Genomic DNA, 12862 nt, shown 5'->3' on the forward strand with positions numbered 1-12862 from the left:
AAATGATCGCCATCGGCTGATCGACGACCCCCTGCAAGAGGAAGCACGACATGACGTCCCCTGTGGTGATCATCGGCACTGGCCTTGCGGGCTATAACCTGGCCCGGGAATTTCGCAAGCTCGACGCTGACACGCCGCTGTTGCTGATCACCGCCGACGACGGTCGCTCCTATTCCAAGCCGATGCTCTCCACCGGCTTTGCCAAGCACAAGGACGCCGACGGCCTGTGCATGGCCGAGCCGGGCGCCATGGCCGAGCAGCTCAAGGCCGAGATTCGTACCCATACCCGTATCAGCGGCATCGACCCTGGTCACAAGCGCTTGTGGATCGGCGAGGAGGCGGTGCAATACCGCGACCTGGTGTTGGCCTTGGGTGCGCAGACGGTACAGGTGCCGATTGAGGGCGACGGCACCGAGCTGGTCTTTCCGATCAACGACTTGGAAGACTACGCGCGCTTTCGTGCCGCCGCCGCGGGCAAGCGGCGCGTGTTGCTGCTGGGTGCCGGGCTGATCGGCTGCGAGTTCGCCAACGATCTGACCCTCGGCGGCTACCAGTGCGACGTGGTGGCGCCCTGTGAGCAGGTGATGCCGACCTTGTTGCATCCTGCTGCCGCCAGTGCGGTGCAGGCTGGCCTGGAAGGGCTGGGCGTGCGCTTCCATCTGGGCCCGGTGCTGACCCGCCTGCAGCGCACCGGCGGCGGTCTCGAGGCTCACTTGTCGGACGGCAGCGTGATCGCCTGTGATCTGGTGGTCTCGGCCATCGGCCTGCGACCGCGTACAGACCTTGCCGCCGCTGCCGGACTGCAGGTGAACCGGGGGGTAGTGGTGGATCGCCAACTGCGGACCTCCCACGCAAACATCTTTGCCTTGGGCGATTGCGCCGAAGTGAATGGCATCAACCTGCTCTACGTCATGCCGCTGATGGCTTGCGCCCGCGCGCTGGCGCAGACGCTCGCCGGCAACCCCACGGGTGTGAACTATGGCCCGATGCCTGTCACGGTAAAGACGCCCGCGTGCCCGCTGGTTGTTTCGCCAGCACCGATGGGCCGAGAGGGAACCTGGCAGGTCGAAGGGCAGGGCAGCGACCTGAAAGCGCTGTGCTACAGCGCCGATGGCCAGTTGCTGGGCTATGCCCTCACGGGGTCGGCGGTTTTGGAAAAGCTGGCGCTGAATCGGCAGCTTCCGCCTCTAATGGCCTGAATGCCGTTCGAACTGTCGTATTTGGCTTGTTCTTGGCGCGACAATGGCCGCTCAGACACTGGCGCGGCCACGGTGAGCGTGCCATTCTCACTTCCGTCTGCCGCAGATTAGAGCCTGCGGCGCCTTGGGCGCTGCTTTCGCAGGTAGCACGGCATAACAACAAAAATCCCGTCAAAGAGGCTTCACTATGCGTAAACCAGAACTCGCCGCCGTCATCGCCGAAAAGGCCGATCTGACCAAGGAAAAGGCCAATCAGGTGCTGAACGCGATTCTCGACAGCATCACTGGCGCGCTCGACAAGGATACCGTCACCCTGGTCGGTTTCGGCACCTTCGAGAAGCGTCACCGCGGCGCGCGCACCGGCAAGAACCCACAGACTGGTCAACCGGTGAAGATCAAGGCCAGCAACACTGTTGCCTTCAAACCTGGCAAGAACCTGCGTGACAGCGTCAACGTTCCCGCCAAGCCAGCCAAGAAAGGCAAGTGATCGATTCCTGACACTCCACTGTCATCCGAACGGGCGCCCCAGGGCGTCCGTTGTGCTTTCTGGCGTGCAGAAACAATGCGGCGAGCTGGCGTAAAAAGTTTAAGAAAGGGATAAACTGCGCGCTTCAGTCATATTTCAATCGAGGCGCGTTGATGAAGTTTCGCTTTCTTCTCTGGGCCATGGGGCTGCTGATGGCCAGGGCCAGCCGTAACAACCCGGCGTTCCAGCAGCAACTGCGCGACAAGGACCTGGTGTTCCAGATGCAGACCTTGGATGGCAAAGTGGCCCGGCATTTCACGGTGAGTGGTGAGCGCATCAGCAGCAAGGGTGGCCTGCACCCTCAACCGGCCTTTGCCATCGCCTTCAAGGATGCCGCGTTCGGCTTTGCCACCTTGCAGGCTGGCAACAAGCAGTTGGCGTTCATGCAGGGCATTCAGGACAAGAACATCCAGATCAAGGGCAACCCGGCATTGGTGATCTGGTTTCAGGGGCTGATGAAATACCTCAAGCCCCGCAAGAAAAAGGCCTGAATCCGCCTGTGTACGAGCGGGCAAACCCGCTCGTGCCAGTCAGTGTGGGGCCTGGAACTGCGAGGCCAGTTCGCGCAGCAGCGCTTCGGCTTCCAGCACCTTGCTCACTACGTCCTCCGCCTTGTCGCGGGTCAGTCCAAGGCGTTCGAGCAGCGCCTCCGGAATTTCTTCCTGCGGCCCTGAGCCAATGCCCCGGGAACGCAACAGCGACGTGGCCAGGCACACGAGGTTCGGGTAGGCCGAATACTCGCCTTCATAGCTTGGGTCGTGCTGGAAGCGCAGCGCCGCGGACAGCTCATCCGGCATGTCCCACAGCTTCATCAGCCAGGCGCCGATCTGCTCGCGGCTGATGCCCAGCAGGTGCTGCTCGACATAGCTGTGGTACAGGTGCGGGTTGACCTCAAGATGACGACAGATCAACGAGAAGTGCGGCGGGAACACGTGGGCCAGCAGCAGATAGCCGAAGTTGTGCAGCAGCCCCGCCAGGTAGGTTAGACCCGCTTCGGGGCGTTCGGCGCGCGGCATGGCGCGGGTCAGGCCTTCGATCACTGCGGCTGTGTAGATCGACTGCTGCCAGTAAGGCGTGGCCTGCTGCGGATGGTCTTTCGGCAGGCTCAGGGTCTTGCCCAGGGCCAGGCCCAGCGCAAGGTTGATCACCAGGTCGAAGCCCAGCACGCGAACGATGGCATCTTCCACCGAGCGGATCTTGCCGGGTGACGCGTAGTAGGGCGATGCGGCCCAGCTCACCACCTGTGCGGCCAGTGCCGGGTCGGTTTCGACCACGCCGGTGATGTCGTCGACGCTGGCGTTGGGGTCGACGCGCAGCTTGATGATCTTCTGCGCGGTGTCGGCCAGTGGCGGGATCTCGATGGTCTGCTCCAGGCGCTGCTGGATGCGTCGGGCAGTGAAAGCCTGGACCGCGTTGGAGATTTCCTTGGTGTCGTCGTGGGGGCGGTCGAGGTTGCGCTGGATGCTTTCGACTTCAAGGCCAAAGCTGCCGGCGCTGGCCTTGCTCAGCATGCGCTTGAAGTTGTCGCGGGCCACTTCCAATAGCAGCCCAGCCTCACCGGACTGGATCAACAGGCTATCGGCGTTGAGCAGCCGTTCGTCGTACAGGCACGGTGAGCTGGTCAGGGCCGGGATTGCCGGCAAGGCCTTGAGCTGGTGCTTGTCGAGCATCTTCTTCAATCGCTCCAGCGGCACGGCCTTGAGTTTGCGACCGGTCAGCTCTTCCAGGCGCTTCAAGTCCAGCAGATGGTTTTGTGGGAACAGCACCATGAGCGCGCCGACTTCATCGTCCAGCAGAACGGCCTGGACGCGCGATTTCGCGGGCAGCCGCGGGTGTTCGGACACCTCGCGATAGGCTACGCCGAGCTTTTCCAGCAGCAGTCGGATGACCGACGGAGCGTGCGGGGTTGCGGTGTCCAGGGCCACTTCAGTCATGGTCTGTTTCCAAAGGTGTCTTTTTAAACGCGAAGTATAACCATCCTGAGCCTTGAACTGGGGCACGAATGGGACCGGTGTCACACTTGGCCGTATTGTTGGCCGTGACGCAGCCACCGATCCAGTAGCGGGCTGACATGATCGGGCCAGCGTGCCAGCAATGCCTGTGCGGCGTCGCGTACTGCGGGCAGCAGGTCGGCGTCACGCATCAGGTCGGCGACCTTGAATTGCAGCAGGCCGGTCTGTCGGGTGCCGAGCATTTCGCCGGGGCCGCGCAGCTCAAGATCCTTCTCGGCGATGACGAAGCCATCGTTGGTCTCGCGCATGATCCCTAAGCGTTCGCGGCCGATCTGTGACAGTGGCGGGTGATAGAGCAGCACGCAATGGCTGACGGCGCTACCCCGACCGACCCGGCCACGCAGCTGGTGAAGCTGGGCCAGGCCCAGGCGTTCAGGGTTTTCGATGATCATCAGGCTGGCGTTGGGCACGTCCACCCCCACCTCGATCACCGTGGTGGCCACCAGCAATTGCAGATGGCCGGCCTTGAATTCGGCCATCACCGCGGCTTTTTCCGCAGGCTTCATGCGCCCGTGGATCAGGCCCACACGCAGCTCGCCGAGCGCGCTGCCCAGCTCTTCGAACGTACTTTCGGCGGCCTGGCAGGTCAGCTCCTCGGATTCCTCGATCAGGGTGCACACCCAGTAGGCCTGGCGCCCTTCGGCGCAGGCAGCGCGGACCCGCTCTACCACCTCGAAGCGGCGACTGTCGGCCACCAGCACGGTATTGACTGGCGTTCGGCCGGGCGGCAGCTCATCAAGAATGGAGGTATCGAGGTCGGCGTAGGCGCTCATGGCGAGCGTACGCGGGATGGGGGTGGCGGTCATGATCAACTGGTGCGGACACAGCGTGCCGTTCACGCCCTTCTTGCGCAGGGCCAGCCGTTGCTGCACGCCGAAACGGTGCTGTTCGTCGATGATCGCCAGGGCCAGGTGGCGAAACTTCACTTCTTCCTGGAACAGCGCATGGGTGCCGACCACCATGGGGGCGCCGCCTGCGATTTGCTCCAGCGCACTGGCGCGAGCCTTGCCTTTGAGCTTGCCAGCCAGCCAGGCGACTTCTATCCCCAAGGGTTCGAGCCAGCGCTTGAAGGTGATGTAGTGCTGTTCGGCGAGGATCTCGGTGGGCGCCATCAGCGCGACCTGGTAACCGGCCTCCAGCGCCTGCAGCGCTGCCAGTGCAGCAACCACGGTCTTGCCGGCACCCACGTCACCTTGCACCAGGCGCATCATCGGCTCTGGCTGGCTGAGGTCATAGGCGATCTCGTTGCCTACCCGCTGCTGGGCACCGGTGGGAGTGAATCCGAGGTTGGCCAGGTACTGTCCGGGCAGGCGGCTGGCCTTGGGCAGCACCGGGGCTCGCAGGGCACGCAGGCTCTCACGCAGACGCTGCTGGGAGAGCTGGTGCGTGAGCAGTTCCTCGAATGCGAGGCGGTGCTGGGCCCAGTGCTGGCCTTCGGCAAGCTCGTCGAGGTCGGCGTCGGCGGGTGGGTTGTGCAGGTAGCGGATGGCGTCGTTCAGTGGCGCCAGGTGATAGTCGCGGGCCAGCTCATCCGGCAGCCAGTCGGGCAGGCTGCGCGGGCCGAGCTTGCTCAGGCTGAGCTGGCAGAGCAGGCGCAGACGCTGCTGGGTGAGGCCTTCGGTTGTCGGGTAGATCGGCGTCAGGGTCTGCTCGACCGGCGGTGGCGGTTCGTCGCCGTTGAGCGCGCGGTACTCCGGATGATAGATCTCAAGGCCAGAGGCACCGGGGCGTGCCTCACCGTAGCAGCGCAGGTGGGTGCCACGCTTGAGGCCTTCTTTCTGCGCATTGCTGAAGTGATAGAAGCGCAGGCTAAGCACGCCTGTGCCGTCGCCCAGGCGTACCACCAGGCTGCGGCGTTTGCCCATGGTCACGTCAGCCCCGCTGACCACGCCCTCGATCACGGCATCCTGACCGGGACGCAGGGCGCCGATCGGTACGACGCGGGTGCGGTCCTGGTAGCGCAGTGGCAGGTGGAACAGCAAGTCCTGCAGGCTTTCCAGGCCGACCTTGGCGAGTTTTTCCGCCATGGCCTCGCCGACGCCCTTGAGCTCGGTGACCGGGACCTTCGACAACTCCGTCATGGCATCAGGCCGGCTGTGGCGCAGGCGCCTTGGCGACCGAACAGAGGCGGATCGAATCGGCGAGGATCTCGATTGCCTTTGGCCGCGGGAAGCTGGCGCGCCAGGCGATGGCAACGGTTCGGAACGGCGCAGGCGCTGTCAGTGGACGCACTTCGATGACGCCAGGGGCGTAGTGATGACTGTGTACCGCCGACAACGGCAGGATCGAAACACCCAGGCCCGAGGCGACCATATGACGGATGGTCTCCAGCGAGCTGGATTCGACCGTGGTGTGCTTCGAGGCATCGTTACCCTTGTTCAGGGTCGGGCAGGCTTCGAGCACCTGGTCGCGGAAGCAGTGACCTTCGCCGAGCAGCAGCAGGCTCTTGTCGTTGAGCAGGGCGGTGTCGATGGTCTTCTTGGCGGTCCAGGGGTGGTCGGCCGGCATCAGCGCGCAGAATGGCTCATCGTACAGCGGTAGCGTCAGCACGTCGGCCTCGTTGAACGGCAGCGCGATGATCACCGCGTCCAGTTCGCCGTTGCGCAGTTTCTCGCGCAGCACGTGGGTGAAGTTCTCTTCGATGTACAGCGGCATCTGCGGGGCAACCCGGTGCAACTGTGGAATCAGGTGCGGGAACAGGTAGGGGCCGACGGTATAGATGGCGCCGACTTTCAGTGGAGCAGTGAGCTGGTTCTTGCCGGCCTGGGCCAGTTCGCGGATGCCTTGGGCCTGCTCGAGCACCTTCTGCGCCTGGGCGACGATGCTTTCGCCGACCGGTGTCAGGCGTACGGCGCTCTTGCTGCGTTCGAAGATCAGCACGCCCAGCTCGTCCTCAAGCTTCTTCACCCCGACCGACAGGGTCGGCTGGCTGACGTGGCAACGCTCGGCGGCATGGCCGAAGTGCTGCTCCTGAGCGAGTGTGACGATGTAGCGGAGTTCAGTGAGGGTCATAACGTGCGTCCATGAAGTTGCGGCCCCAGCATAGCGGGTGCAATCGATAGACGCACGTTATCAGACTTGCGGTTTTGTGACAGATGCAATGTATCAGCGCTTGTCCAACGAGTAGACGAAGGGCGCCACTACCTCGATCGTGCCATTGTTCAACAACTCCGCAGGCGGCTTGGGGACCGTGCCGGCGCGGCGGATCATGTCCATCGTCGCGCGGTCCAGTGCAGCACTGCCTGAGCCTCCGGCCAATGAATACGACAGCACCTTGCCCTCGGCATCGACCACGAAGCGCAGCCGGTTGATTCCTTGCAGGCCACGGCGACGCGCGTCTTCCGGGTACTTCTTGTACTTCGCCAGGTGACGCAGCAGGTCGCTTTGCCACGTCGGCAGGGCGTTGCTGTTGGAGGCGATACTCGGCTGCGGCGCTGCCGACTTCTGCGGCGGAGCGTTGCTTGGCGCGGTATCGGCCACTTGTTCCTTGGCCGGTGGTTCGTCCTTCGGCGGCTCAGGCTTTTTCTCGGGCTTGGGCGGCTGGGGCTTGGCCTTCGGCTTGGGCGGCTTCGGGATCGCGATCTTCGGTTTCGGAGCCTCCACCAGCTTGGGCAGCGGTGGCTCTTCGACCGGCGCAGGCGGCTGCGGAGCAGCTTTCGGTGGCGGCGGTGGCGCAGGCTCGGGGACCGGTGCCAGCTCGACCATCATCGCTGCCGGCGGCAGCTCGATGGCCTGGGGCACCGACCAGTTGAGCGTCAGCACTACGGCGATCACGTGCACACCGAGCACGGCTGCCAGGCTGGCACCGTAGCGCACCAGGTTGGAGCGCTTGTTCGTCATTTCTTGGCTGCCGTCTCGAGTCCGACCAGACCGACCTTGAGGTAGCCGGCCGCGCGCATGGTGTTCATCACTTCCATCAGGTCGCCGTAGTCAACACCCTTGTCGGCCTGGAAGAAGATGGTGGTTTCCTTGTCGCCCTTGGTCTTGGCGTCGAGCATCGCGCCAAGCTGTTCGGGCAGGGCCACCGCGTCATCGCCGACGTACAGCTTCTTGTCGGCCTTGACGCTGACGAACACCGGTTTCTCGGGCCTCGGTGCAGGTTTTGCGGTCGAGGCTGGCAGGTCGACCTTGATGTCGACCGTCGCCAGTGGTGCGGCAACCATGAAGATGATCAGCAGTACCAGCATCACGTCGATGAACGGCGTGACGTTGATTTCGTGGTTTTCGGCGAGGTCGTCGCCACCTTCGTTGAGATGCAGGCCCATGGCTTACCCCACTTTCACCATGTGCGGGGCGGCGCGCTCGCCAGCCTGATGGTCCAGGTCACGGCTGACCAGCAGCAGGACCTGCGCCGAGGCGTCGGAGACCTGCGCCTTGTAGCCGGCGATGGAACGGGCGAAGACGTTGTAGATGACCACGGCCGGAATCGCGGCGACCAGGCCCAGGGCGGTGGCCAGCAGGGCTTCGGCGATGCCTGGGGCAACGACGGCGAGGTTGGTGGTCTGGGTCTTGGCGATGCCGATGAAGCTGTTCATGATGCCCCACACGGTGCCGAACAGGCCGACGAATGGCGCGGTGGAGCCGATGGTGGCCAGCACGCCGGTGCCGCTGCTCATGTTGCGACCGCTGGCAGCGACCAGGCGCTCCAGGCGGAAGCTGACGCGTTCCTTGATGCCTTCCTTCTCGCGGGTGTTGGCCGACAAGCGCATTTCCTCGAGGGCGTCGTGGATCAGGGTATGGGCCAGGGTGCCCTCTTTGTCGGCGACGCTGCTGGCTTCTTTCAGGCTGGCAGATTTCTTCAGCAGGGCGATTTCACCGCGCAGGCGGCGCTTGGCGCCCATCAGCTCGAAGCCCTTGGCGATCCAGATGGTCCAGGTGATGATGGAGGCGATGGCCAGGCCGATCATTACCGCCTTCACGACGATATCGGCGTTCTTGTACATGCCCCATGGGGACAGGTCGTGAGCCATGCCGAGCGAGGTGTCTTCGACCAGTGCTTCGACGTTCTCGCCTGCTGGCGCCTGGGCCTCGGCGGGCTCAGCGGCGTTCGCGGATGCCTGGCCAGTGGCGGCCGGGTCAGCCGGAGCGACTGCAGCAGGAGGGGTGGCGCCGTTGGCGGCAGGCTCTTCAGCCATGGCGGCCGGGGCCAGCACCAGGCTGAACAGCAGCGCGGCGATGGCGCGCCAGGCGCGCGACGTGGTTGGCGAAGCGGAAGGTTGAGTACGAGTCATGCTGGCCGGACCTGATGAAGAAAAATGAGGTGGTGTTCTCCATGGCCTCGAGGCGGGCCGAGAACTGATCAGGGCGCCATTATTGCAAGTAATTCTTGTTAACAAAAGTAATAGAGTATCTTTTTTTACGCTTTGGATAGCCGCTGATCGTCTAATACGGCTAGCCTGGGCCTTTCGTTCTGGAGTGAAGTGATGTCGGATCTGTCCGCGATGATCGTAGGTTGTGGTGATGTAGGCAGCCGCCTGGCCCGGCAACTGCTCGCCCGCGGCTGGCAGGTACATGGGCTGCGTCGCACGGTGGCGCAGCTGCCCGCAGGCGTTCTGCCGGTGGCAGCCGATCTGTCCGACGCCAGCATTCCTGCAGGCTGGCCCGAGCATTTCCCGGATTATCTGGTGTATTGCGTGGCGGCCAGTCAGCACGATGAAGCCGGTTATCGGGCCGCCTATGTGGAGGGTTTGCGCCACGTGCTGAGCTGGTTGGCGGACAAGGGGCAGCATCCGCGCCGCTTGCTGTTCGTGTCCAGCAGCAGCGTCTATGCGCAGCAGAGCGGCGAGTGGGTCGAGGAAGGTGCTGCCACCGAGCCCGAGGGATATTCGGGGCGGATCATGCTGGAGGCCGAGCGCTTGGCGCTTGAGAGCGGGATTCCCGCCAGCCTGGTGCGCCTGACGGGGATCTATGGCCCCGGCCGCGAGTGGCTGCTTAGCCAGGTGCGCCAGGGATATCGGGTGGCCGAGGAGCCGCCGCTGTACGGCAATCGCATTCATGCCGAGGACGCGGCCGGTTTGCTGGCGTTCCTGCTGCAGGCAGACGCGGAAGGGGTGGCGCTGGAGGACTGCTACATCGGTGTCGACGACGATCCGGCCCCGCTGGCCGAGGTGGTGGCCTGGCTGCGCCAGTACATGGGCGTTACCGAGTGGTCGGACGAGCAGCGCGTGCGCCGCACCGGCAGCAAGCGCTGCAGCAACGCGCGGGCACGGGCGCTGGGCTGGGTGCCGCAGTATGCGAGCTACAAGGAAGGGTACGCGGCGATCCTGAAAGGCTGAAGCCAAGCCTCGACTACCGGTGTCGAGGCTGGCCGGGTACCCGTAGGAGCGGGCTTGCCCGCGAATCGGATACCGCGCTGCATGGCACCGGCTTCGCCGGTGATCGCGGGACAAGTCGGGGCGCCGAACCGCCGCTCCCACAGGGATTGGGCTGGTCTTTAAATTTTGGACGAGACAATTGCTCCTGCAGGTAGTGGATCAGTCGCGCTCAAGCACCCACTGCCGCGCGCCAGCCGCGAGTTCTGGCATTTCGTCGGGCTGCGCACGGTTGACTGCACGGAAGATCTCCAGCTTGTCGTCATCACGCTTGAACACCCAGGGGGCGCCGCGTTGGTCGCGCTCCAGCCAGAGGCTGTCGTTGTCGCCGCCCATGGTCGCGCAATCGCCGGCCAGGCAAAGGGCGTAACGGTCCAGATCGGGCAAGCCGGTCACGCCGCCGTCGTCGGCGAAGCGGACCTTGGCGCCCTGGCCTGGGCCTTCGACGATTTTCCATTCGCCACCCAGGTACGCCTTGTACAGCGCCTTCTCGAAGCTGCCACCCAGCGGTGCGTCGGCGGGTGTCGGGGGCTTGCTGCGCACGAAGGTCTGCTTGGCGCCGGAGGCGTCGGTCGTTTGCAACTCGTCGCCATCGAGGCTCAATTGCTCGCTCTGGCCGCCTTCGAAATTGGCTTGCCATTGCTTGTCCGCCGCGACGAGGCTGCCCTCAGCGGCTTCGAAGCCATTGCTGTAACGGGCTTGCTGGCTGGCGACGTCAATCTTCCATTCGAACACCGGACCATGGCTGGACAGCGCCTTGCGCAAGCTGTCGCCCTTGACGGCGGCGTCGATGGCATCCTGGTTGATCCAGGTACCGTTGAAATCTTCAGGTTTGTGGCTGGCGCAGCCGCCCAGAAGCAGGGCTGCCAGCGCGAGAGGCAGGGCATGACGCATGGTGGGAACCTTCAGGAAGGAAAGGCGGCAGGCCGGGCGCCCGCCGCCTGGGGCATCACTCGATGACGAGGATGGCGTCCATCTCGACTTGCGAGCCCTTTGGCAGGGCAGCCACGCCAATCGCGGCACGGGCTGGGTAGGGCTGCTCGAAGTAGCGACCCATGACCTCGTTGACCTTGGCGAAGTGGCTCAGGTCGGTGAGGAAGATGTTCAGCTTGACGATATCCTTGAACGAACCGCCAGCGGCCTCGGCAACAGCCTTGAGGTTTTCGAAGACCTGCACGGTCTGTGCCTCGAAGCCTTCAACCAGCTCCATGGTCTTGGGATCCAGAGGAATCTGGCCCGACATGTAGACGGTGTTGCCAGCCTTGATCGCCTGGGAGTAGGTGCCGATGGCGGCAGGGGCCTTGTCGCTGTTGATGACGGTCTTGGTCATGTTGACTCCTTGCGGTTGACGGACTACGCACGCGTTCGGGTGATGCGGACCACGCCGGTCAGGGTGCGCAGCTTCTTGATCACGCGGGCCAGGTGCACGCGGTCGCGCACGCTGACCACCAGTTGGACCACGCTGACGCGACCGTCGCGCTCATCCATGCTGATCTTCTCGATGTTGCCGTCGGCGGCGTTGACGCTGCTGGCCAGCAGGGCGATCAGGCCGCGCTGGTGTTCCAGTTCGACGCGCAGTTCGACATTGAACTCGCCGGTGACGTCCTTGGCCCAGGAGAGCTGCAGGCACTTCTCCGGGTTGTGTCGGATTTCACTGATGTTGCGGCAGTCTTCCAGGTGCACGACCATGCCCTTGCCCGCCGACAGGTGGCCGACGATGGGGTCCCCCGGGATCGGCGTACAGCACTTGGCGTAGCTGAGCACCAGGCCTTCTGTGCCGCGGATCGCCAGCGGGCCCTCTGGCGATGGTAGTTGCTCGCCTTCGGCCGACAGCAAGCGGCGTGCGACCACGTAGGCCATGCGGTTGCCCAGGCCGATGTCTTCGAGCAGGTCTTCGACGAGCTCCAGGCGGTATTCGGTGAGGATGGCCTGGACGCGCTCGGCGGCGATCTTGTCCAGGCTGCTGTCGAAGCCCGTCAGCACTTTGTTCAGCAGGCGTTCGCCGAGGCTGATGGATTCGGAGCGGCGCTGCTGTTTGAGCGCATGGCGAATGTGCGTGCGTGCCTTGCCGGTAACCACGAAATTGAGCCAGGCCGGGTTTGGGCGTGCGCCCGGCGCACTGACGATCTCGACCGTCGAGCCACTTTGCAACGGCTCGGAGAGCGGTGCCAGGCGACGGTTGATGCGGCAGGCGATGCAGCTGTTGCCGACGTCGGTGTGCACCGCGTAGGCGAAGTCGACGGCAGTGGAGCCTTTGGGCAGCTCCATGATCCGGCCTTTGGGCGTGAAGACATAGACCTCGTCCGGGAACAGGTCGATCTTCACACTCTCGATGAACTCCAGCGAATTGCCGGCCCGCTGCTGCAGCTCGAGGATGCCCTTGACCCATTGACGGGCGCGGGCGTGGCTGCCCTTGGGCTGTTCTTCCTCGTTCGACTTGTACAGCCAGTGCGCGGCGATGCCGTTGTTGGCCATCTCTTCCATTTCGCGGGTGCGGATCTGGATTTCGATGGGCACACCGTGCATCCCGAACAGCGTGGTGTGCAGCGACTGGTAGCCGTTGGCCTTGGGAATCGCGATGTAGTCCTTGAAGCGCCCCGGCAGCGGCTTGTACAGGTTGTGCACGGCACCCAGCACGCGGTAGCAGGTGTCGACCTTGTCGACGATGATGCGGAAGGCGTACACGTCCATGATCTCGTTGAAGGCGCGGCGCTTGCCGCGCATCTTCTTGTAGATGCCATAGAGGTGTTTCTGTCGGCCGCTGACCTCGCCCTCGATGCCGTCCGCCGCCAGGCAGTTGGCCAGCGAGGTCTC

The 12862-nt window shown here is 64.0% G+C and carries 13 protein-coding genes; 4 read left to right on the forward strand and 9 right to left on the reverse strand.

Going from position 1 to position 12862, the window contains the following annotated elements:
* Positions 1 to 50: 50 nt before the first annotated feature.
* The 3 genes from VA602_RS13545 (at position 51) to VA602_RS13555 (ending at position 2216) form a co-directional block, all read left to right on the forward strand.
* On the forward strand, positions 51 to 1199 hold the full coding sequence (locus VA602_RS13545) for an NAD(P)/FAD-dependent oxidoreductase (RefSeq protein WP_323453446.1): 1149 nt from the start codon (positions 51 to 53) through the stop codon (positions 1197 to 1199).
* Positions 1200 to 1386: 187 nt separating this feature from the next.
* Positions 1387 to 1686 (forward strand): HU family DNA-binding protein, encoded by a 300-nt coding sequence (locus tag VA602_RS13550; RefSeq protein ID WP_054894882.1) that lies wholly within the window; start codon positions 1387 to 1389, stop codon positions 1684 to 1686.
* Positions 1687 to 1838: 152 nt separating this feature from the next.
* Positions 1839 to 2216, forward strand: a complete 378-nt coding sequence (locus VA602_RS13555) for a hypothetical protein (RefSeq protein WP_054894881.1) — start codon at positions 1839 to 1841, stop codon at positions 2214 to 2216.
* Positions 2217 to 2255: 39 nt separating this feature from the next.
* Here VA602_RS13555 and VA602_RS13560 read toward each other — a convergent pair whose 3' ends face one another.
* From VA602_RS13560 to exbB, 6 genes are all read right to left on the reverse strand, one after another.
* Positions 2256 to 3659 (reverse strand): aminoacyl-tRNA deacylase and HDOD domain-containing protein, encoded by a 1404-nt coding sequence (locus VA602_RS13560; protein WP_323453447.1) that lies wholly within the window; start codon positions 3657 to 3659, stop codon positions 2256 to 2258.
* 80 nt (positions 3660 to 3739) lie between these two features.
* Positions 3740 to 5818 carry an ATP-dependent DNA helicase RecG gene (gene recG / locus VA602_RS13565; protein WP_323453448.1) on the reverse strand — a complete coding sequence of 693 codons (2079 nt, stop codon included), beginning with the start codon at positions 5816 to 5818 and terminating at the stop codon, positions 3740 to 3742.
* Positions 5819 to 5822: 4 nt separating this feature from the next.
* On the reverse strand, positions 5823 to 6749 hold the full coding sequence (locus VA602_RS13570; RefSeq protein WP_054894878.1) for a hydrogen peroxide-inducible genes activator: 927 nt from the start codon (positions 6747 to 6749) through the stop codon (positions 5823 to 5825).
* Between the two features lie 93 nt (positions 6750 to 6842).
* Positions 6843 to 7577 (reverse strand): energy transducer TonB, encoded by a 735-nt coding sequence (locus VA602_RS13575; protein ID WP_063541816.1) that lies wholly within the window; start codon positions 7575 to 7577, stop codon positions 6843 to 6845.
* Complete coding sequence (exbD, locus tag VA602_RS13580) at positions 7574 to 8002, reverse strand: TonB system transport protein ExbD (RefSeq protein ID WP_054894876.1); 429 nt, start codon at positions 8000 to 8002, stop codon at positions 7574 to 7576. The genes VA602_RS13575 and exbD overlap by 4 nt, the downstream gene beginning before the upstream one ends.
* 3 nt (positions 8003 to 8005) lie before the next feature.
* On the reverse strand, positions 8006 to 8968 hold the full coding sequence (gene exbB, locus VA602_RS13585) for a tonB-system energizer ExbB (RefSeq protein WP_153774188.1): 963 nt from the start codon (positions 8966 to 8968) through the stop codon (positions 8006 to 8008).
* A gap of 192 nt (positions 8969 to 9160) precedes the next feature.
* On the opposite strand from exbB, the gene VA602_RS13590 reads away from it, so the two are divergent.
* Positions 9161 to 10012 carry an SDR family oxidoreductase gene (locus VA602_RS13590; protein WP_323453449.1) on the forward strand — a complete coding sequence of 284 codons (852 nt, stop codon included), beginning with the start codon at positions 9161 to 9163 and terminating at the stop codon, positions 10010 to 10012.
* A 198-nt stretch (positions 10013 to 10210) separates the two neighbouring features.
* Here the strand turns inward: VA602_RS13590 and VA602_RS13595 are convergent, their stop codons facing one another.
* The 3 genes from VA602_RS13595 to VA602_RS13605 form a co-directional block, all read right to left on the reverse strand.
* Positions 10211 to 10942: a hypothetical protein gene (locus tag VA602_RS13595; RefSeq protein ID WP_063541810.1), complete on the reverse strand. Its 732-nt coding sequence runs from the start codon at positions 10940 to 10942 to the stop codon at positions 10211 to 10213.
* 55 nt (positions 10943 to 10997) lie between these two features.
* The gene (locus VA602_RS13600) at positions 10998 to 11378 is read right to left on the reverse strand and encodes a RidA family protein (RefSeq protein WP_029612280.1); all 381 of its coding nucleotides are present in this window, start codon (positions 11376 to 11378) and stop codon (positions 10998 to 11000) included.
* Between the two features lie 23 nt (positions 11379 to 11401).
* The coding region (locus tag VA602_RS13605) for a RelA/SpoT family protein (protein WP_323453450.1) at positions 11402 to 12862 on the reverse strand (1461 nt) is incomplete at its 5' end.

The organism is Pseudomonas machongensis (assembly GCF_034961125.1).
GTDB lineage: Bacteria > Pseudomonadota > Gammaproteobacteria > Pseudomonadales > Pseudomonadaceae > Aquipseudomonas > Aquipseudomonas machongensis.